The 19,448-nt window shown below is 34.2% G+C and carries 22 protein-coding genes; 15 read left to right on the forward strand and 7 right to left on the reverse strand.

Annotation, left to right across the window (positions count from 1 at the left end; all coding sequences use genetic code 11):
* Window positions 1-46 precede the first annotated feature (46 nt).
* From GCQ56_RS12730 to GCQ56_RS12740, 3 genes are all read left to right on the forward strand, one after another.
* A complete protein-coding gene (locus tag GCQ56_RS12730; RefSeq protein ID WP_152734856.1) occupies window positions 47-1,417 on the forward strand; it encodes a sigma-54 dependent transcriptional regulator in 1,371 nt (456 codons plus the stop codon).
* Entirely contained in the window at window positions 1,407-2,756 is a 1,350-nt protein-coding gene (locus GCQ56_RS12735) for a PAS domain-containing sensor histidine kinase (protein ID WP_152734857.1), read from the forward strand. Before GCQ56_RS12730 ends, GCQ56_RS12735 begins: the two co-directional genes overlap by 11 nt.
* 124 nt (window positions 2,757-2,880) lie before the next feature.
* Complete coding sequence (locus GCQ56_RS12740; protein WP_152734858.1) at window positions 2,881-3,393, forward strand: hypothetical protein; 513 nt, start codon at window positions 2,881-2,883, stop codon at window positions 3,391-3,393.
* 20 nt (window positions 3,394-3,413) lie between these two features.
* On the opposite strand, the gene GCQ56_RS12745 is transcribed toward GCQ56_RS12740, so the two are convergent.
* The 3 genes from GCQ56_RS12745 to GCQ56_RS12755 all read right to left on the reverse strand — a co-directional run bounded on the left by GCQ56_RS12745 (window position 3,414) and on the right by GCQ56_RS12755 (window position 4,707).
* The gene (locus GCQ56_RS12745) at window positions 3,414-3,785 is read right to left on the reverse strand and encodes a DUF3795 domain-containing protein (RefSeq protein ID WP_152734859.1); all 372 of its coding nucleotides are present in this window, start codon (window positions 3,783-3,785) and stop codon (window positions 3,414-3,416) included.
* 175 nt (window positions 3,786-3,960) lie between these two features.
* A complete protein-coding gene (locus GCQ56_RS12750) occupies window positions 3,961-4,176 on the reverse strand; it encodes a DUF2892 domain-containing protein (protein ID WP_152734860.1) in 216 nt (71 codons plus the stop codon).
* Window positions 4,177-4,182: 6 nt separating this feature from the next.
* The gene (locus GCQ56_RS12755) at window positions 4,183-4,707 is read right to left on the reverse strand and encodes an SRPBCC family protein (protein ID WP_152734861.1); all 525 of its coding nucleotides are present in this window, start codon (window positions 4,705-4,707) and stop codon (window positions 4,183-4,185) included.
* Between the two features lie 258 nt (window positions 4,708-4,965).
* On the opposite strand from GCQ56_RS12755, the gene GCQ56_RS12760 reads away from it, so the two are divergent.
* Complete coding sequence (locus GCQ56_RS12760) at window positions 4,966-6,183, forward strand: S8 family serine peptidase (RefSeq protein ID WP_152734862.1); 1,218 nt, start codon at window positions 4,966-4,968, stop codon at window positions 6,181-6,183.
* Between the two features lie 104 nt (window positions 6,184-6,287).
* Here GCQ56_RS12760 and asnA read toward each other — a convergent pair whose 3' ends face one another.
* The gene (gene asnA / locus GCQ56_RS12765) at window positions 6,288-7,325 is read right to left on the reverse strand and encodes an aspartate--ammonia ligase (RefSeq protein WP_152734863.1); all 1,038 of its coding nucleotides are present in this window, start codon (window positions 7,323-7,325) and stop codon (window positions 6,288-6,290) included.
* Between the two features lie 537 nt (window positions 7,326-7,862).
* Between asnA and GCQ56_RS12770 the strand changes: the two genes are divergently transcribed.
* From GCQ56_RS12770 to GCQ56_RS12800, 7 genes are all read left to right on the forward strand, one after another.
* Window positions 7,863-8,054, forward strand: a complete 192-nt coding sequence (locus GCQ56_RS12770) for a cold-shock protein (protein WP_152734864.1) — start codon at window positions 7,863-7,865, stop codon at window positions 8,052-8,054.
* A gap of 145 nt (window positions 8,055-8,199) precedes the next feature.
* Window positions 8,200-8,616 carry a PaaI family thioesterase gene (locus GCQ56_RS12775; RefSeq protein ID WP_152734865.1) on the forward strand — a complete coding sequence of 139 codons (417 nt, stop codon included), beginning with the start codon at window positions 8,200-8,202 and terminating at the stop codon, window positions 8,614-8,616.
* Window positions 8,617-8,619: 3 nt separating this feature from the next.
* Entirely contained in the window at window positions 8,620-9,726 is a 1,107-nt protein-coding gene (locus GCQ56_RS12780; RefSeq protein WP_152734866.1) for an isochorismate synthase, read from the forward strand.
* Window positions 9,727-9,812: 86 nt separating this feature from the next.
* Window positions 9,813-11,552, forward strand: coding sequence for a 2-succinyl-5-enolpyruvyl-6-hydroxy-3-cyclohexene-1-carboxylic-acid synthase (gene menD / locus GCQ56_RS12785; protein WP_227006070.1), 1,740 nt, complete (start codon window positions 9,813-9,815; stop codon window positions 11,550-11,552).
* 2 nt (window positions 11,553-11,554) lie between these two features.
* A complete protein-coding gene (gene menB / locus GCQ56_RS12790; RefSeq protein ID WP_152734867.1) occupies window positions 11,555-12,379 on the forward strand; it encodes a 1,4-dihydroxy-2-naphthoyl-CoA synthase in 825 nt (274 codons plus the stop codon).
* A 51-nt stretch (window positions 12,380-12,430) separates the two neighbouring features.
* Window positions 12,431-12,925: a GNAT family N-acetyltransferase gene (locus tag GCQ56_RS12795; protein ID WP_193323781.1), complete on the forward strand. Its 495-nt coding sequence runs from the start codon at window positions 12,431-12,433 to the stop codon at window positions 12,923-12,925.
* 63 nt (window positions 12,926-12,988) lie between these two features.
* On the forward strand, window positions 12,989-13,522 hold the full coding sequence (locus tag GCQ56_RS12800) for a GNAT family N-acetyltransferase (protein WP_152734869.1): 534 nt from the start codon (window positions 12,989-12,991) through the stop codon (window positions 13,520-13,522).
* Here the strand turns inward: GCQ56_RS12800 and GCQ56_RS12805 are convergent.
* Entirely contained in the window at window positions 13,517-14,092 is a 576-nt protein-coding gene (locus tag GCQ56_RS12805; protein WP_152734870.1) for an HD domain-containing protein, read from the reverse strand. The genes GCQ56_RS12800 and GCQ56_RS12805 overlap by 6 nt on opposite strands.
* A gap of 289 nt (window positions 14,093-14,381) precedes the next feature.
* Here GCQ56_RS12805 and GCQ56_RS12810 point away from each other — a divergent pair, with 289 nt between their 5' ends.
* The 4 genes from GCQ56_RS12810 (at window position 14,382) to GCQ56_RS12825 (ending at window position 18,007) form a co-directional block, all read left to right on the forward strand.
* Entirely contained in the window at window positions 14,382-14,777 is a 396-nt protein-coding gene (locus tag GCQ56_RS12810) for a twin-arginine translocation signal domain-containing protein (RefSeq protein ID WP_152734871.1), read from the forward strand.
* Window positions 14,778-14,958: 181 nt separating this feature from the next.
* Entirely contained in the window at window positions 14,959-15,861 is a 903-nt protein-coding gene (locus GCQ56_RS12815; RefSeq protein ID WP_152734872.1) for a 1,4-dihydroxy-2-naphthoate polyprenyltransferase, read from the forward strand.
* A gap of 25 nt (window positions 15,862-15,886) precedes the next feature.
* On the forward strand, window positions 15,887-16,930 hold the full coding sequence (locus GCQ56_RS12820) for an o-succinylbenzoate synthase (protein ID WP_152734873.1): 1,044 nt from the start codon (window positions 15,887-15,889) through the stop codon (window positions 16,928-16,930).
* Window positions 16,931-18,007, forward strand: coding sequence for an AMP-binding protein (locus tag GCQ56_RS12825; RefSeq protein WP_152734874.1), 1,077 nt, complete (start codon window positions 16,931-16,933; stop codon window positions 18,005-18,007).
* Here GCQ56_RS12825 and GCQ56_RS12830 read toward each other — a convergent pair.
* Together GCQ56_RS12830 and msrA are read right to left on the reverse strand one after the other, a co-directional pair.
* The gene (locus GCQ56_RS12830; protein ID WP_152734875.1) at window positions 17,965-18,642 is read right to left on the reverse strand and encodes a hypothetical protein; all 678 of its coding nucleotides are present in this window, start codon (window positions 18,640-18,642) and stop codon (window positions 17,965-17,967) included. The genes GCQ56_RS12825 and GCQ56_RS12830 overlap by 43 nt on opposite strands.
* Window positions 18,643-18,819: 177 nt before the next feature.
* Window positions 18,820-19,437, reverse strand: a complete 618-nt coding sequence (gene msrA, locus GCQ56_RS12835; protein ID WP_152734876.1) for a peptide-methionine (S)-S-oxide reductase MsrA — start codon at window positions 19,435-19,437, stop codon at window positions 18,820-18,822.
* Window positions 19,438-19,448: the final 11 nt, after the last annotated feature.

Here is a 19,448-nt window from a genome sequence, read left to right on the forward strand (position 1 = left end):
AATATGCTAACTTTAAATCTGAATTCTATTTAAACAATTAATTTGTATGTCTAAAAAGGGAAAACTACTGATTGTAGATGATAACGAAGAGTTACTTTTTGCTCTTCATCTGTTTTTACAATCTCACTTTAATAGCATTGATACCATTAAAAATCCAAATAGTTTACTTTCAAAAATTAGGGAGACTGATTATGATGTGATTTTATTGGATATGAATTTTAAAGCCGGAATTAATTCAGGTAATGAAGGATTGTATTGGTTGACACAAATTCTTGAACAAGATAAAAATGCATGTGTTGTTTTAATTACTGCTTATGGAGACATTGAATTGGCTGTTAGAGCGATGCAAAATGGAGCCATTGATTTTATACAGAAGTCATGGGATGAAAATCACATTCTTTCAACACTTTTGAAGGCTTACAAGTTAAGATGTTCTAAGCTTGAAATAAAAACTCTTAAAACGAAGCAAAAGCAATTAAATAAGGAGATCAATAAGAATAGTAGCTTTGTAAAAGGAAAATCTGATGCCATGTTGCAAGTATTCAAAACAGTTGAAAAAGTTTCAGTGACTGATGCCAACATCTTGATAACAGGTGAGAATGGAACTGGTAAAGAAGTTATCGCAAGAGAAATTCATTTGCAATCGAATAGAAAAGATCAGGTTTTTATTCATGTTGATTTGGGAGCCATAAGTGAATCTTTATTCGAAAGTGAACTTTTTGGATCAAAAAAAGGAGCATTTACCGATGCAAAAGAAGATAGAATGGGACGTTTTGAATTGGCATCAGGAGGTACTCTATTTTTAGACGAAATTGGTAATGTGCCTCTTCACTTGCAAACCAAATTATTAACCGCTATTCAGAGTAAAGAAATTATTCCAGTTGGAGGAAATGTTCCGGTAAAAATAGATGTGCGAATAGTATCGGCAACTAATTGCAATTTGTTTGAGATGGTGAATGATGGTTTATTTCGTGAAGATTTATTGTATCGTTTGAATACGATTCTAATTGAGTTGCCTTCGCTTCGCAATAGAATTGAAGATATTGAAGAATTAAGTAGTTTTTATTTGAATAAGTTTGCTGATCAGTATGGAAAAGGGAAAATGAGTTTACAAAAGACAGCTATTAATAAACTTACGAAACATTCATGGCCGGGTAATATCAGAGAACTTCAACATGTGGTGGAAAAATCAGTAATTTTAGGTGATTCAGAAAAATTGTCTGCAGATGATGTGCTAATAGGGGAAGAGACTGCCAAAAAGGAAATCATGCCTGAAACTTTAAATTTGGTTGAAAATGAGAGGTTTTTAATCGAGAAAGCCATTCGATTTACAGGAGGTAACATGAGTTTAGCAGCTAAAGAATTGGGTATTAACCGTTCTACATTATACGATAAAATTAAGAAGTATGATTTATAAAAGATTTTATATCGGAGTACTAATTCAGGTTATTTTATTGTCGTTAACTCCTTTGCTGTTTTTGTATGTGTATGCTCAGGAATACATGGTAGTAACCACATATAGCTTGGCTGCTTTATGGATTCTGCAAATTGTATATTTATTATACTACATCAATAAAACTAATCGCGATTTATCACGTTTTTTTGATGCTTTTCAATATCAGGATGCCACTTTGGTTTTCAATGAAGGCAAAAAGGATAAGGCTTTTGTGAATCTTCATCAGAGTTTTAATCAGATTATTAAGGCTTTTGGTAAGGTGAAGATTGAAAAAGAAAAAGACTTTGTGTTTTTTCAAAATACGGTAGAATTGGTTGGGATTGGTCTATTGGCATTCGATCATAGGGGAAATGTGAAGCTTTGCAATCAGGCGTTTAAAGATCTTTTTCTGGTGGGTGATTTTAATAATATTTCGGAATTGGTTACTGTTGAGGAAGCTTTTCCTGAATTTTTAAATCGAATAAAATCTGAGAAACAAAAACTGAGGAAATATTTAGTTAAGAATAGAATTTTAAAATTGGCAGTTAAAGCGGTTGATTTTCGCTTAGAGGACGAAAATATTAAAGTTGTGGCTTTTCAGGATATTAAAAATGCCATTGATAAAGGAGAAATGGATGCCATGCACAAACTGATTCGTGTATTTACTCATGAAATAGTGAATTCGGTTAGTCCGATATCAATGCTTTCGGGTAGTTTGATTGATTTGTATGAAAAGAACGGAGCACAACCATGCAAAGAAATATTGAATGAAGGTGCCATTTCGAATACTTTAATGGGTTTGCAAACGATACGAAAAAGGAGTAAAGGTTTAATTGCTTTTGTAGATGAATATAAGAACTTAACACAGTTGCCAAAACCACATTTCGAATTGATATCAGTAGAGAAACTATTTTCTCATATTGGAGTTTTGTTTCAGGAAGAGTTTAAAGCGGAGAGTATTGATTTCACGTACCATTTACATTCTGATCAACAAGAGTTGATAGCAGATGAAAAGTTAATCTCTCAGGTGTTGATTAATATGATTCGTAATTCGATTGAAGCATTAAAAGAAACGAAAACAAAAACTCTGTCGATATCAACAGGACAAGCAAATCCTCTCAATTTAATTATTGTTAGAGACAATGGTGCTGGTATACCCGATGATGTTATTGAAAATGTTTTTACACCTTTCTTTACTACAAAAGAAAAAGGATCTGGTATTGGTTTGAATTTGTCAAGACAAATAATGCGATTGCATGGTGGAACCATTGCAGTCCGTTCAAAACCCAATCGTTTAACCGAATTTACTTTGCAATTTTAATTGTATTTGAGTGTCAACACTTAAACTAATGATGTTTGTATCCTTTAGCTAAAAGAGTGTGAGGTGTTATAATGCCATGGAGTAGTATTTTATTCTCTCTTGATATTCCGTAACTTAAGGGGATATGATGCAGATAAAATCTCCTTTAGAAATCACCAGACTTTTACTTTCTGAAAATCCCGCGGATAGGGAAAAGGGCTATAATGCCTTTTTGGGAAGGACGCATTGGGTAAAAGGTAATACTACAGCGAACTTGTGTAATTTGGCTTGTGTACAATTCAGATTGAATCCTAGACATGTAAAAATATATCCACCACGCTTTTTATCTCCAGGATCTCTTTGGGCAAGTCAATCCAGGTTGGAACAAGAAAAACTTTTAATGGTTGATACGGCTCATGAATATATTGAGGAGAAAGGAGAGGAGTTTCCTCCAATTATTGTTTGGGATTTATTTCAGGAAAAAAGAATTCGATTTATTGTTCACGATGGGCATCATCGATCCTGGTTTTTTAATGATAAGAAAAGTAAAGTTAACGCAGTTATTTTACAGCCAATTGAGAATTATAAAATCGTAGAGAAATGTTTGAGTCAAGCTTTTCAAATCAGACGATTGGCAATTAACTTACCTATCTTTTAAATGCAGAAAAAAAGCTGGAATTAACCAGCCTTATTATTACATCTTAAATCATTTAAATTTATTCGGGCAATCTTTTTATCAAGAGTTTGATGCAGATCGTTTAATTTACTGCAAGGATATTCGTTGCACTCTGCGCAAGTAGCATAAAGTCGTTTTCTCGCACAAGCTCTCACTGCACATTCCTGACAATGACGAAATTTTTGTCCCCAGGGCTCATGGCAACCTTTACAGGTTATTTCACTCGCTTCGTAGGTGTGATCTTTATCAGACCATAATTTGGCAATTCTAACTCTTACTTTTTCTTGTTGCCTTTGCGTTGCGACATAAGCAGGGCAGGTGGAACAATTTACCCCGCAGTAGGCAATTCTATTTTTGTCCTGGGTTTTATGCATATTGTTATTGGGTTTCGTGCTAGTTAAATATACTCTCAATTCGATCTTTGTTTCGATTCATTAGAGAATTATATCCTTAAATATAGCTAAGATTTTTGCACTTTTCAAGATGTTTCATAAAACAAAAAATCCCCAAAGAAAATCTCTTTGAGGACAGTTTTTGGCATGATATTTTTTATTTCTTATCTGGTTTTACCTTACATGTATTTATTCCTAATAAAGTGTATGGTGGACAATTGCCAACAACGCTGGTTAAAAACATTACACAAGTAAAAATCAAGACAATAATTCCAATGGTTCCGGTAATGATATCCATAAAATAAAGTGTCGCAAGAATAAGAGCAGCAATTACTCTTAATCCACGATCCAGATTACCCATATTTTTTTTCATATTTATTTACTTTTCAATGTAAGTTTTAAAGTTTGATAATCCCTTTTCAAAATCTGGACCTATGGCTTTATCCATATCCATAAATACCATCATAATGGTACTTGGAAAAGTATTTTCACCTTTAAAACCCCAGGTTACTTCCGTTCCTTCACCAGCCTCTTTAATTTCGAAAAAACCAGTACTGCTCGATTCAAAAGGCTTTAAGAAGCGTAATTCTGTTTCGATATATGAGTTAGGCTCAATTTTCATGATTTCCTGTTCACCTTCACCAACATCTTTGTTTCCTGCCCAATGAGTTACAGAACCTACAGTACCATCAGTTCCCATAAATTTGACTTTCATCTCTAAATCTTTTTCTGCCCAAGGAGACCAAGCTTGTTGTTCTTTAAGTGAACACAAACTCTGAAATACAGTATCTATATTTTCAGAAACAACAATGTTTCTATCTACATGATAGGTTTTGGGAGCTATTATATGAAGAACAGCTACAATTAAAATGATTGCTCCAAGAATGTAAAGTAATATTTTCATAGTATTAAAATTTCATTTAAATATAAGAATAATACACGATAGGTATTTTTTTTTTAAATCTTAATTTTCAAGAAATCAATAGCTTATAATAATAAAAGACATTGTTGAGTATGAAATATATCATGAAGGAGGGTTACCTTTTTAGCAAAACTGGAATTAAGAAGTGTATTGAGAATTTAACTGAAGCGCTTTATCAATTGAAAAGTTAAATCGGGATACAACTCTAATCACTAATCTTTTATAATTAAAAATTAATTTATGAAAAAATTAATTCTTGTAAAAAAAGCAATGCTTTTATTGACCTTATTTGGTTTTGTTTTTATATCGTGTGATAATGATTTAGAAACGGAAATTAACGAAATTCCTGATGTAATATCTGAGGTTAAAACTGAATTTAGTGTCACAAATGGAAAGGCTACTTACATTGTTCAGTTTGAGGACGATTTTGCATTGAATTCAGAGCTGAAAGGACTAAAAGGGTATGAAAAAAAGTCTTTGCGAATGAAATCTCATGTCTCAAATTTTGTTAAGAAAAATGGAATTTCTAACAATGATGTAGAACATACTTACAGTACTGCAATTAAAGGTTTTTCAGTTAAATTGAATGAAAATCAATTAACTAAATTAATGTCTAATCCTAATGTAAAACGCATTGAGAAGGATATTGAAATAGCTCTAGGTAAGCCAGGCGGAGGGACAACTCAACCAACTCAAGAAACACCATGGGGTATTACTCGCATAGGTGGTGCAGGTAATGGTGTTGGTAAAACGGCTTGGATTATTGACTCTGGAATTGATTTAGATCACCCAGATTTAAATGTAGATGTTGCTAGGAGTAAAACATTTATTACTCAAGGAAAAACTACACCAGATGACCAACATGGACATGGAACTCATGTTGCTGGAACTGTTGCCGCTATAGATAATACTATTGGTGTTATTGGAGTAGCTGCGGGTGCTAAAGTTGTTTCTTGTCGTGTTTTAGATAGAAGAGGTAATGGAAATATGTCATGGTCAATGGCTGCTTTAGATTATATTGCAGCTGAAGGGCAACCAGGTGATGCTGTTAATATGAGCTTGGGACCAAAATCTCGTTATACTTATGATGCTTATGATGAAACTGTAAAAGCCGTTGCTGATCTTGGAATATTGATTTCGATTGCAGCCGGTAACTCATCCGATGATGCTTTGTACTATTCACCTTCTCGTGCAAATCATGAAAATATTTATACAATTTCAGCATCTGACATTAATGATAATTTTGCATCATTCTCAAATTATGGATTACCAGTTGATTATTGTGCTCCTGGTGTAGATGTAAAATCATGTTATCTAAACGGTGGTTATGGTACTATGAGTGGAACATCAATGGCAGCTCCTCATGTTTGTGGTTTGCTTTTGCTTGGTCCAATCCAAACCGATGGATATGTGAATAATGATCCTGATGGCGATGCAGATCCTATTGCGCATAGATAGTATTGTTTTATTAAAATTATAATAAGGTCGTACTTTAGCGTACGACCTTTTTTAATTTTGGAAAAGTCAGGGGAACTTGACTGTTCCTATTAATCAACTAATTTTTATAAAAAAATGATACCAGCTTTTTTACAAGTGTCTCTTAATTCATCTGGCCAAATGCTTGATTGAACCTCACCAATATGTGCTTTTCGTAATAGGAACATGCACAATCGTGATTGTCCAATTCCACCACCAATGGAATATGGTAATTCACCAGCAAGAAGTTTTTTGTGGAACATCAGTTCTTTTCTTTTCTCTTCACCTTTAAGTTTCAATTGTTTTTCAAGTGCATCTTCATCTACTCTAATTCCCATCGATGAAATTTCGAAAGCTTGTTTCAATATAGGGTTCCAAAGTAAAATATCACCATTCAATCCACTGTAACCGTTTAATGTTGGAGTTGTCCAATCATCGTAATCAGGAGCTCTTCCATCATGAGGTTCTCCATTTGCAAGTTCGCCACCAATTCCAATAATGAAGACGGCGCCATGTTCTTTTGTGAATTTGCTTTCTCTTTCTTTAGGTGTTAAATCAGGATATTTAGCCAAAAGATCTTCGGCATGAATAAATGTGATTTCATCTGGAAGCTGTGGTTTTAAAGCAGGATAGTATTCACTCAAGATGTACTCTGTTCTTTTTAGTGAGGAATAGATTTGCTTTACACTTCCTATAAGAAATTCAAGTTGTCTCTCTTCCTTTTGTATCGATTTTTCCCAATCCCACTGATCTACATATACCGAGTGTAGGTTGGTGAAATCTTCATCAGGTCGCAAGGCATTCATATCGGTGTAAAGACCTTTTCCTGTTGGAATTTGTAATTCTCCCAACATGTACCTTTTCCATTTGGCTAGAGAGTGAACCACTTCCGCTGTTTGGTCAGATAATCCTTTAATAGGGAACGCAACAGGGCGTTCAATCCCGTTTAAATCATCATTTAAACCGGTCCCCTTCATAACAATCATAGGGGCTGTAACTCGTCTTAATTTCAGTTCCGATGACAATTGAAGTTGAAACTGATCCTTAATGAATTTGATCGCTTTTTCTGTCGCATCCAGATCAAGAATACTTTTGTAATCTTCAGGAATAATTAAGTTTTTCATGTTTTTAAATTTTTTGGTTAATAGTTATTTTAAATGAAAAAAGCCTTTCTCGTTAGGTGAGAAAGGCTTGCTATATGATATAACAATTTACTTTCTCACCTTGGGGGAGAATTATTATTGTTATTATTGATATTGAATTGTACCATTTAATTAAAATAAAAAAGCCTTCCCAATTTGGGAAGGCTTGTGAAAAATATCGTTTAAAATATCTATAATCTTCCCAACTTCGATGAATTATTATTCATCAAATTATTAAAAGAATTATTATTGATATTTACTTGTTTCATGTGTTTTGCTTTGTTACAAATGTAGGTTTTTATCTTTTACTAGCAAAGTTGTTTGTTGTTAAAAAATCATATTATTCGTTTGAAAGTTTGATTTGAAAGAGTTTTTGTTGCGCGTAAGAGTCTTATAATTAGAGTTGTTGCCTTGTCTTTTTAACTGTTGTATGTAAATGCAAAAATAATTAGGTAAATGTTTAGTAATTGAATCTAATTACGTACATTTACTAAGTAATAATTTTAAATTTTTTAAGTAATGCCTACAGGTACAGTAAAATTTTTTAACGAATCCAAAGGATTTGGGTTCATTAAGAACAGTGAAACACAAGAAGACATTTTTGTTCATGTAACAGGTTTGATCGATAAAATCGACCAAGGTGATAACGTAACTTATGATGTTGTGGAAGGAAAAAAAGGATTAAATGCAGTTAATGTAAAAATGGACTAATTTTAAAATAATATTTTCCTTAGTAAAGCTCAATTTAGAATTGAGCTTTTTTTGGCTCTTATAAAATAATATTAAACTTGTACATTTATGTTTGAATTAAGTGAGCAAAGGAATTATTATACTACGATTTCATTATTTTTGTGGCATGATCAATACGAAAGAAGCCTTAGATACACTAAATAAAATGTGCTCGGATACCTTGATGGAGCATTTGGGAATTATTTATACAGAAGTTGGAGAGGATTATTTGGTTGCAGAAATGGAAGTTACTTCTAATCATTGGCAACCAATGAAAATATTACATGGAGGTGCAACTTTAGCGCTAGCAGAATCAGTTGGAAGTGCACTTTCGGTTCTTCATACAGATTTAAAAAACTTCGATGTGAAAGGCATGGAGATTAATGCTAATCATGTACGCAGTTTAAGAAAAGGAAAAATTACTGCTAAAGCAAAATTTCTACATAAAGGTGGAATGACACATATCGTAGAGATCAATGTGTTAAATGACCAAGACAAGCTGGTTTCTATTTGTAGAATTACCAATGTGATCATTAAAAAGTAGTGAATGAATCTCTTGGATACAGAAAATAGAAAACGAAACGAATTTCTTTCTACTTGTTTGGTCAAGAATCTTGCATTTTATGTTTATTCATTGCCTGAAACATCATCAATGAAATTTGGTGTTCAAATAAATGATCTGCCTCAAGGTTATCAGAAACTGTCAAACCTAAAGGGAAAAGAGGGTTTCGTATTTGCTCCTTTTGATCAGAAAGGAAAGCATGAATCCTATTTTATCAGAAAAGATCTTGATGAGGATGATTTTCAAAATGAAAACCTCGATAAAATTGAGGATTATAATGCTGAAGAGGATAGTATAATTCATGAAAGTACTAGAAAAGAGTATTCACAACAGATGGATATTTTACTTTCTCAACTTAATCAAAAAGAACTGGATAAAGTAATTCTCTCCAGGATTCACATCTTGAATCAAATGGGTAGGGAAAAAGCTCTTACTTATTTTTTGAAGTTGATAGATGCTTATCCTAACGCTTTCGTGTTTATGGTTGATATTCCTAAAATTGGATTGTGGATAGGTGCCAGCCCGGAACGATTGATATCTCAAATACACAATACGATGGAAACTGTTGCATTGGCAGGAACGCAAAAATTGGGAGAGAGAGAGCTTGAGGATGTTGTTTGGGAAGAGAAGGAGATTGAAGAACAATCTTTTGTTAGTTCTTATATTGAAGAATTGTTAAATGAAAATCAAATTACAAACTATAAACGGAAAGGTCCTTTTACCAGTCAGGCTGGGAATCTTGTTCATCTGAAAACCATTTATCAGATAAATTCAAACTTAAGCTTTGATCAAAGCTCATCTTTTGCGGAGGCATTGCATCCAACGCCTGCTGTTTGCGGATTACCAAAAATGAATGCAATGGAATTAATACGAACAGTAGAAAATCACGATAGGGAATATTATGCCGGTTACTTGGGACCGGTTCACGCCAATGGAGACATGTCTTTGTTTGTGAATTTGAGAAGTATGAAGGTTTTTGAAAATAAAATGGCTTTGTTTGTTGGTGGAGGTATCACTTCTGGTTCCGATCCGACGAAAGAATGGGATGAAACCTGTTTTAAAGCGCAAACTCTCTTAAATGTGATTAAATAAGGGAAATTGTTCTAAATTTGAGTTTCGAAAGGTAAAAGCAGGAAGTATAAAATGCAAATGTTTACCAGTAGGCTAAAAGCTTAAATATGAATTCAGAATTTACTTCAATAATAGAAAAAGAAAATATAAAACAGATGGAGCGTAATTATTCAGATATCAAAGGTGTGAAAGAACTAATTGATATTTGTTGGGCTAAGGGTATGGAATACGTAATTATTTCACCTGGCTCTAGAAATGCTCCTTTAAGTATATCATTTGCTAAAGACCAGCGAATAAAAAGTTTGGTAATTGTTGATGAGCGAAGTGCAGCTTATTTTGCTCTGGGAATTACTCAGCAAACCAGAAAGCCAGTTGGTTTGGTTTGCACTTCGGGTACAGCTCTTTTAAACTACGGACCTGCAGTAGCTGAGGCTTATTACCAGCGTTTACCGTTGATTGTAATATCTGCAGATAGACCCACAGAATGGATTGATCAGGACGATAGTCAAGCGATACCGCAGCCTGATGTGTTTAAGGGATTTGTAAAAGACTCTTATCAATTGCCTTTGGATGCCAATAATCCTGATGATTGCTGGTACCTAAATAGAATGGTGAATGAGGCTTTATCGAAAGCACAAAGTGGCAGACTGGGACCGGTTCATATCAATTTTCCTTTGCGTGAGCCTTTGTATGGAGTGAAGCAATATCCAGACATGGATGAGCGTGTAATTCGTAAAGTAAGTTCGGTGGATGAATTGAGCTCAGATAGTATTGAAATGCTTGCAAAGACTTTTAATTCTACAAAAAAAATATTGATTTTGGCAGGTTTATTACATCAACAGCCAGAATTGAATCAAATGTTATCCCAATTGGCAAAGCAGCCGAATGTACTTGTAATGACAGAGTCGGTGGCTAATGTATACGATGGGAATTTTTTACCATGTATCGATAGAGTGATTTGCTCGATAAAAGAGGATGAGGTGAAAGATTTTCAGCCAGATTTGCTAATCAATTTTGGTGGTCCGTTAGTGTCGAAAATGATTAAAACATTCTTGCGAGATAATAAACCAAAAGAGCATTGGTTTGTAGGGAAGGAGGATCATTTTATTGATACTTTTAAGAATTTGACTTCACATATTGATGTTTCTCCATTTGCATTTTTTAAACAATTGTTGCCTTTGGTTGATATTGCTGAAAATGGATATGCTAATATGTGGAAGGAACGAAATGCTGTAGTTGAAACAATTCACAATCAGTATTTGGATAACTTACAGTGGAGCGATTTAAAGGCTTTTGAGAAAATATTAAATGCTATTCCAGAGGGAGGAAATTTACAGTTGGCAAATTCTTCGGTGGTAAGATATGTTCAATTGTTTACATCTTCCAATAAAATTGTTTACAATTCCAATCGAGGAACCAGTGGTATTGATGGTTGCACATCAACTGCGGCAGGAGCTGCTTTAGTGAATGGAAAAACTACTACACTAATAACTGGTGATATCAGTTTTTTCTATGATTCTAACGGATTGTGGAATAAATATCTGCAGCCAAATCTTAAAATTATCCTGATAAATAATGGTGGAGGAGGAATCTTTCGATTCATATCCGGACCATCGGGAGTAGAAGAACTGGAAGAATATTTTGAAACTGTACAGGAATACAAGGCTGATAAATTGGCAGAAACTTACGGATTAGATTATTTTTACGCCGAAAATGAAACAGAGGTAGAAGCAATTTTACCTGAATTTTATGCAGCTAATAAAAGAGCTGCCGTTTTGGAGATTAAAACGCCTAGAACGATAAACGATCAAGTGCTAATAAATTACTTTAAAAACATAAAAACATAGGTATGACAACAAGAAACTGGACTACCATTAAAGAATACGAGGATATTAAATTCGAATTTTTCGAGGGAATCGCAAAAATTACAATTAATCGTCCTGAGGTGTATAACGCATTTCGCCCGCAAACCAACTTCGATATGTTGGATGCAATGGATATTTGCCGTGAGCGTAGTGATATTGGTGTAATTGTTTTAACCGGAACTGGTGATAAAGCTTTTTGTTCGGGAGGAGATCAGAATGTAAAAGGTGTTGGTGGATACATCGATGAGCACGGAGTGCCTCGTTTGAACGTATTGGATTTACACAAAGCAATTCGCTCTATGCCTAAGCCGGTGGTTGCTATGGTTAACGGATATGCAATTGGTGGCGGACATGTACTTCATGTGGTTTGTGACTTGACAATTGCTTCGGAGAATGCAAAATTCGGTCAAACTGGTCCTAAGGTAGGTAGTTTCGATGCAGGTTTTGGATCGAACTATTTGGCTCGTCACGTAGGTCAGAAGAAGGCTCGTGAGATTTGGTTTCTTTGCAAACAGTATACTGCCAAAGAAGCTGAAGATATGGGAATGGTAAACAAAGTGGTTCCTTTGGAGCAATTGGAAGACGAAACTGTAGATTGGTGTAAAACCATGCTAATGCGCAGTCCAATGGCACTTCGTATGATTAAGCGTGGATTAAACGCAGAATTGGACGGACAACGTGGATTAATGGAATTTGCCGGTGATGCTACCATGATGTATTACCTGATGGAAGAAGCACAGGAAGGAAAGAATGCATTCCTAGAGAAACGTGATCCAGAATTTCAGAAATTTCCGAAATTTCCAGGATAAATGATAAATCTTAGGGACACGCCATGGCGTGTCCCTACAACAATGCTAAAAATGAATATTCGACTAGCTACCCTAATTGATCTACCAGCCATAAATGAGATCTACAATCAGGCTGTTCGTAAAAGGTTTTGTACTGCCGATTTGGAAGAAATCAGCATAAAGGAACGTGAAAAATGGTTCACTGCTCATAATCCCAACAAGCACCCTGTATTTGTTTTTGAAGAGAATAATGAAATCTTAGGTTGGATGTGCTATTCATCATATCGCCAAGGAAGAAGAGCTCTGCAAACTGCTGTTGAAGTCAGCTACTACTTGCACGAGAATCATCAGGATAAAGGCATTGGCAGCCTGTTAATGGATTTTGCCATAAAACAAGCTCCAAAATACAATATCAAACATCTTTTTGCCATTTTATTGGAACCTAACATTGCCAGTATTAAATTACTCGAGAAATATGGTTTCGAACGCTGGGCATGCCTGCCTAATATCGCCAATATCGATGGAAAGTGGTGCTCTCATGTTTACTACGGGAGAGAAGTTAATTAATTTTGATGCTCTTACTCCGAATGAGGGTATCAATAATAGATGCCTATATTAAATCTGCAATAAATGATAGAATTAAAACCTCTGCATGACCTTCATGCTCAATTTTTCTACAATTGGTTTCAAGATGAAGAAGTGATTCGTTATTCTTTATCTATTTTTCAGAAATTGCAAACCGAAGAACAGATAGTAGAGTGGCTCACTGAAACAATAAATGATACCAAAACTTATAAGCAGGGAATATTTCTTGAAAATACCGATCAATTAATTGGTTATGCAGGAATTTGCGATTTGTCGGCGAGTAATAAATCGGGTGAGTATTTTATTTTTATTGGCGATAAAGCATATTGGGGAAAGGGTGTAGGAACTGAGGTGACAAAGGAAGTTCTGCAGATTGGATTCGAAGAGTTGGATCTGAACAGAATCATGCTAACCGTTTCAGAACCCAATGTTGGAGGAGTTAAGGCATATCAACGTGCTGGATTTACCATTGAAGGTAAATTGCGAGAAGCCTGTTATCGCGATGGTGAATTTCACGATAAGTTGGTGATGTCGGTTTTGAAATCTGAATTTAATAAACGTGATTTATCTAGATTATAAGTTTCCTTTCAACTCTAATTCCTCAGCTACCTCTTTCATGGCTTCAATGCAATCGTGAATTAAATCAGGTATTTCCATTTTTAGCATTTCTGCACCACGTTCAATAACTGTTCTGTCTACTCCGGCAGCAAATCGCTTGTTTTTCCAGTTTCGTTTTACCGATTTTACTTTAACATCCAATACCGATTTCGAAGGGCGAATAAGAGCTGTAGTTCGAATTAATCCGGTTAGTTCATCAACGGCGTAAAGTGTTTTTTCCAGAAGGGTTTCTGGTATAACTTCGGTGCAAGTAAGATAGGCATGACTTTCAATGGCACGAATGAACTCTTCAGGCCAGTTGGCAGTTTCCAAAATTTCCCGTGTTTTTACGCAGTGTTCTTCGGGGAACTGATCCCAATCCATATCATGAACCAAACCAACAATTCCCCATTTCTCTTCATCTTCACCATGTTTTCTGGCATAATATCTCATGCAAGCCTCTACTGCTTTTGCATGTATAAGTAAGCTAGGATTTTTTGTATAGGTCGTTAAAAGTTCATATGCTTCTTGTCTTGTAGGTATGTGAGTCATGTCAGTTATCAGTTTTGGTCTTGAAAATAGTGAATAATTATAAATTATGAATGATGAATTGTAAAAATAAAGAGGGTGCGTAACGTTAAGTGTTTTTCTTTTTAGCTTACTCTTTATGAATAGTTACTATGTTGAATGTAGAAAGGCAAAAAATTACAATATGCAAAAGTTTAATTTCGGAATTCTCCCTTTTCAGGGGAGATGCCGACAGGCAGAGGGGTGTGCTTGATTAATAATCTTTTCTTCATGCTTGTTTAAACTGAATTTAAATAGTAGTTTTAGGACTTCAATGTCTGAATTAGAAGAATTTAATGATATGAGTAATCAAAACAATACAAGAAGAGGATTTCTACAAAAATTAGGATTAACAGTAGGGGCAGCAGTAGTGCTGGATTCTGAAGTGTTGGCAGAAATTAACCCCAACAAGTATTCCAATGAAACAGAACGGAATGAATTTTTAAATCAATATGAAATATGGGTGAATGATTATATCTCGGTTGTTGAAAATGAGAAGAAGGATTCTAATAATGTTGAAAATAAGAAAAGAATAATGCATTTATCGGCACAGGCAGAAGAATGGCCAGCGCAGATAAAAGAGTACATTAAACATGATGATTTTAAGCAAAAATATTTTGAATTGTCAAAGCAATTTGCCGAAGTTATTACGCCAGAATTGGAAGCGTAGAACGACTTGATATGTAATAGTAATGGTTCCAATTGGAATAAAGAGCGATGTTTGTCATCGCTCTTTTATTTTTATTGTGCATCACAACTGGAGTTTTCGATATTGGTTTTCACATATCTGGCAAACTATCTATATCGAATTTTACTAACTTTATTGCCTAATTACATTAGCCTTTTATTTTATGAGTAAAGCAAAAGCATGGATTCATGCATTTCGTCTTAGAACCCTGCCATTGGCACTTTCGAATATTTTTTTGGGAAGTTTTTTAGCTATTTCAAATGGTCATTTTAGTGTGAAAATTTTTTTATTGGCAACACTTACAACTTTGTTTTTACAGATCTTATCTAATCTTGCTAACGATTTGGGAGATTCGATTTCAGGAGCTGATAATGAGGAGCGAGTGGGACCGGAACGTGCGGTTCAGAGTGGTGTTATTAGTAAGAAAGAGATGATTAGAATGGTTGTGGTATTTGTTTTTCTATCATTAATTTCAGGATTATACTTGTTGTGGGAGGCACTTCAGCTTTTAAGTTACAATCAGGCATTAATCATGTTTGGAATTGGAGTATTGGCTATTGGTGCAGCCATTAATTATACTGTGGGTAAGAATCCTTATGGCTACAATGGTTTTGGAGATTTGTTTGTTTTTATATTTTTTGGATTAGCAGGAGTTGTTGGTACTTATTTCTTGTATACCGGAGAATTAAATTGGACAATATTTCTTCCAGCTTCATCTGTTGGATTGCTAAGTGTTGGTGTGCTGAATCTGAATAATATGCGTGATGTGGAGAACGACACGAAAACTGGAAAAAGAACTTTGGTTGTAAAAATTGGTGCCAGAAAGGCAAGAATTTATCATTTATTCCTAATTGTTATAGCTATGAGTGCAGCATGTGCTTATGTAATGATTCATTGGAATAGCTACACGCAATTGTTGTTTTTGCTTAGTTTTCCATTGCTTATTCGTAGTTTACTTGTTGTTTTAAAAAATAAGGAAGCCAAAATGCTCGATCCCGAATTAAAAAAACTGGCATTAAGTACTTTTTTCTTTAGCTTAACCTTTGGAATTGGGATGATTCTTTAATTTCAAATCAATATATTCTCACATTATGCTTAAAGCTGATTACATACATTATCCATTAAAATTTAAACATCCTAGTGGAACATCACGAGGAATTTTAACAGAAAAAGATTCCTGGTTTATTCACATTTGGGATGATCGAAATCCTGAAATTAAAGGAGTTGGAGAATGTTCTATTATTAAAGGCTTAAGCCCCGATGATAGAGAAGGGTATCTTGAAAAGCTTAAAGAGGTTTGTGATCAAATTGATGATTTTTGGTATTATTTAGAGGAAGGTTTAAGAGAGTGGCCATCTATTTATTTTGGATTGGAAACTGCTTTTTTAGATTTTAAGGTAAAAGGTTCAAAAATATTATTTCCTTCGAAATTCACAACAGGAGAAAAGAGTATTCCTATTAATGGTCTGATTTGGATGGGAGATTCTGTTTTTATGAAGGAGCAAATTCAACAAAAACTAGAGGCAGGTTTCGATTGTATAAAGATGAAAATTGGAGCTATTCATTTTAAAGAAGAGCTTCTCTTATTGGAAAGTATTCGCAAAGAATTTGGGCCGGATAAGATAGAATTGCGTGTTGATGCCAATGGGGCATTTGGTGTAGACTCTGCTCTGGATAAACTTAAAGATTTGTCGCAATTTCAACTTCATTCTATAGAGCAGCCAATAAAAGCTGGACAATGGAGAGATATGGCTCAACTTTGTGAATCCACACCGCTTCCAATTGCTCTCGATGAGGAATTAATTGGGGTGTATAATTGGCAGACCAAATCAGATTTACTGGATACAATAAAACCTCAGTTTATTATCCTTAAACCGAGTTTATTGGGTGGAATTAAGGGAAGTAAAGAGTGGATTGACATAGCGGAGGAAAGAAATATTCCTTGGTGGATCACTTCTGCATTAGAATCAAATATTGGATTAAATGCCATTGCTCAATGGACTTACACTTTAAATAATTCCTTACCACAAGGATTGGGTACCGGACAACTTTACATAAATAATATTTCTTCACCACTGGTTATTTCCAGAGGTAATTTAAAATATGATACAAATTTAAATTGGGAGACAATTTAAATGAATAGAGGATTGATCATTAATGGAAAGACATACACCGAAGAGGAGCTCATATTGTATTGTCATAACCTTATTTCTAATTCAGTAGAAGAATGGGAGCGTGATTATTGCCGTTTTATTAAAGAATGGCTGAATAATTCCGATAAAGTGAGTGCAAAAACTTCTGGTTCTACGGGAACTCCAAAACAAATAAAACTTTCCAAGCAAAAGATGATTAATTCCGCTCGTTTAACGGGCGAGTATTTTGGTTTTAAGGAAGGAGATACAGTTCTATTTTGTTTGTCAAGTAATTTCATTGCCGGTAAAATGATGATTGTACGTGCTTTTGTATGGCAATTGAATTTAATACCTGTTTCTCCCAATGGTTATCCTTTAGAAAATGTAGGTTCAGATTTTGATTTTGCCGCAATGATTCCCCTGCAGGTAAATAATTCTTTACTCGATAAGGTGAAGTTGGATAGAGTAAAAAATTTGCTTATTGGTGGAGGAGTAGTTGATTTGCATTTATCAGAATCATTACAATCGGTAAAAGTCAATTGTTTTGTAGGATATGGAATGACTGAAACGGTTTCGCATGTGGCCATACGTTCTTTAAATGGGGAGAATAAATCCGATTTATATTCAGCAATGGGTAATGCTAAATTTACAATTGATGATCGTGGTTGTTTGTGTATTGAATCTTCAGCTGTTCTAGATCACTTATTGCTTACGAATGATGTAGTTGAATTGGTTAATGAAAAGAAATTTAAATGGTTGGGAAGATATGATCATGTTATTAATTCAGGAGGAATTAAACTGTTTCCTGAGCAATTAGAGCTGAAATTACAAGGGATTATTCAGCATCCTTTCTTTTTTGCAGGAATTCCAGATGCTCATTTAGGTGAAAAAATGATTCTTTTGATTGAAGATGAGAATTGTAAAGAGGAAAAAAGATTAGAAATAAGAAGGCAAATAAAAAGCCTGTTCGTAAAATTTGAACAGGCTCGGGAAATATTTTATATTTCTGAATTTAAAAGAACAGAAACAGGCAAAATTCAACGTGAAGCAACACTTGAAGAATTTATACTCTCAAGATAAGTGAAAAGCTGAATTAGGTCATCTGCGTTCTTCCAGTTCATTTTATTTTCTTTCATATATCTTATAGCTTGTTCATTAAAGATATCAGAAAGATTAGATTTTATTGATCTCACTTTTTTAGGCAATTCACCATTTTCTTCAATAAGTAGAATCGTTTTAACCTTTGAAATATCATCTATATTGGGGCAGGATTTACAGATGTATTTCACATATATATTTTTAGAACCTTCATATACTTTTTGGAGATAGCCTGATAGAGAATCTTTTTTTACGATATGTTTCATGTAAATAAATTGCGCTCCATTAATATTAACTTCTTTTATTTTGTGAGGCGAAGTGATCTTACTGAATTGAGATTCTATTTTACATTCCATTTCATCATGAGAAATGTTATAACGAATTCCCCCAGGTTGAATTATTTCATTGTTAACGGTAATTAATTTTCCATTTTGAAAACTCATGCTTGAGTATATATCTGGTTTTGTAATATTGGAATATTGAGCGGGATTAGGTACAAAATATTGCATTATTCCATAGGTTGGAAACTGATCTTGTTCTTTTGTTATTGGATTAGAATATCCATTTGCAGAACCAATAAATGACAATAAAAAAAGATTGAGTAAAAATTTATTCATGTAGGATGAGTTGAGGGGTTGTAATTAAGCGAATCAAAAATAGGACAAATTGGATGTTTGTAACACTTGTGTTGTTTAATTTTGCAATAGTTTTGATAAACGGTTATATATTTTATGTCAGGATGTGAGTGGATTTGTCTAGAAATGAAAAACACCGATATTACTCGGTGTTTACTATTATTTTAGTTTGTCTTTAAAGATTTTTTTAAATTTCTCCATCTTAGGTTTGATAACGAAACTACAATAGGGTTGATTGTTGTTATTGTTGAAATAATCTTGATGATAATTCTCAGCGGGATAAAATTTAGAAACCTTTGTTATTTCTGTTACAATAGGATCATCCCAAGCTCCAGATTCCGCTAATTTATTTTTATAAGATTGTGCAAGTTTCATTTGCTGTTCGGTATGATAAAACACAGCTGATCGATATTGTGTTCCCTTATCAGCTCCTTGTCTGTTTAAAGTTGTAGGATTATGCGTTTGCCAAAACACTTCCAATAAATCACCAAAGCTAATTACAGCAGGATTGTATGTGATTTGACACACTTCGGCATGACCTGTTTCACCTGTACATATCTCTTTATAAGTTGGATTCTTGGTTTCACCTCCCATATAACCAGAAACAACCTGTTCAACACCTTCTAATTCTTGAAAAATTGCCTCTACACACCAAAAGCATCCTGCACCCAAGGTTACAATTTCTAAATTTTTGTTTTCTTTTTCTGTATTCATGTTTGTCTTTCCGAATGTAATTCCGGAAAGTAAAACGAATACAACAATAATTGATTTTTTCATCTCTTCCGGTT

Origin of the sequence: Marinifilum sp. N1E240 (genome assembly GCF_009295825.1) — a bacterium.
Classification (GTDB): Bacteria; Bacteroidota; Bacteroidia; order Bacteroidales; family Marinifilaceae; genus Marinifilum_A; species Marinifilum_A sediminis.

Bases quoted from the DNA above. Each gene is read 5' to 3' on its own strand.
- GCQ56_RS12825 (WP_152734874.1), top strand. From the start codon at position 16,931: ATGAATAGAGGATTGATCATTAATGGAAAGACATACACCGAAGAGGAG.
- menD (WP_227006070.1), top strand. From the start codon at position 9,813: ATGAATTCAGAATTTACTTCAATAATAGAAAAAGAAAATATAAAACAG.
- asnA (WP_152734863.1), bottom strand. From the start codon at position 7,325: ATGAAAAACTTAATTATTCCTGAAGATTACAAAAGTATTCTTGATCTG.
- GCQ56_RS12830 (WP_152734875.1), bottom strand. From the start codon at position 18,642: ATGAATAAATTTTTACTCAATCTTTTTTTATTGTCATTTATTGGTTCT.
- GCQ56_RS12820 (WP_152734873.1), top strand. From the start codon at position 15,887: ATGCTTAAAGCTGATTACATACATTATCCATTAAAATTTAAACATCCT.
- GCQ56_RS12800 (WP_152734869.1), top strand. From the start codon at position 12,989: ATGATAGAATTAAAACCTCTGCATGACCTTCATGCTCAATTTTTCTAC.
- GCQ56_RS12750 (WP_152734860.1), bottom strand. From the start codon at position 4,176: ATGAAAAAAAATATGGGTAATCTGGATCGTGGATTAAGAGTAATTGCT.
- menB (WP_152734867.1), top strand. From the start codon at position 11,555: ATGACAACAAGAAACTGGACTACCATTAAAGAATACGAGGATATTAAA.
- GCQ56_RS12810 (WP_152734871.1), top strand. From the start codon at position 14,382: ATGTCTGAATTAGAAGAATTTAATGATATGAGTAATCAAAACAATACA.
- GCQ56_RS12740 (WP_152734858.1), top strand. From the start codon at position 2,881: ATGATGCAGATAAAATCTCCTTTAGAAATCACCAGACTTTTACTTTCT.
- GCQ56_RS12775 (WP_152734865.1), top strand. From the start codon at position 8,200: ATGATCAATACGAAAGAAGCCTTAGATACACTAAATAAAATGTGCTCG.
- GCQ56_RS12730 (WP_152734856.1), top strand. From the start codon at position 47: ATGTCTAAAAAGGGAAAACTACTGATTGTAGATGATAACGAAGAGTTA.
- GCQ56_RS12795 (WP_193323781.1), top strand. From the start codon at position 12,431: ATGAATATTCGACTAGCTACCCTAATTGATCTACCAGCCATAAATGAG.
- GCQ56_RS12815 (WP_152734872.1), top strand. From the start codon at position 14,959: ATGAGTAAAGCAAAAGCATGGATTCATGCATTTCGTCTTAGAACCCTG.
- msrA (WP_152734876.1), bottom strand. From the start codon at position 19,437: ATGAAAAAATCAATTATTGTTGTATTCGTTTTACTTTCCGGAATTACA.
- GCQ56_RS12770 (WP_152734864.1), top strand. From the start codon at position 7,863: ATGCCTACAGGTACAGTAAAATTTTTTAACGAATCCAAAGGATTTGGG.
- GCQ56_RS12780 (WP_152734866.1), top strand. From the start codon at position 8,620: ATGAATCTCTTGGATACAGAAAATAGAAAACGAAACGAATTTCTTTCT.
- GCQ56_RS12805 (WP_152734870.1), bottom strand. From the start codon at position 14,092: ATGACTCACATACCTACAAGACAAGAAGCATATGAACTTTTAACGACC.
- GCQ56_RS12760 (WP_152734862.1), top strand. From the start codon at position 4,966: ATGAAAAAATTAATTCTTGTAAAAAAAGCAATGCTTTTATTGACCTTA.
- GCQ56_RS12755 (WP_152734861.1), bottom strand. From the start codon at position 4,707: ATGAAAATATTACTTTACATTCTTGGAGCAATCATTTTAATTGTAGCT.
- GCQ56_RS12735 (WP_152734857.1), top strand. From the start codon at position 1,407: ATGATTTATAAAAGATTTTATATCGGAGTACTAATTCAGGTTATTTTA.
- GCQ56_RS12745 (WP_152734859.1), bottom strand. From the start codon at position 3,785: ATGCATAAAACCCAGGACAAAAATAGAATTGCCTACTGCGGGGTAAAT.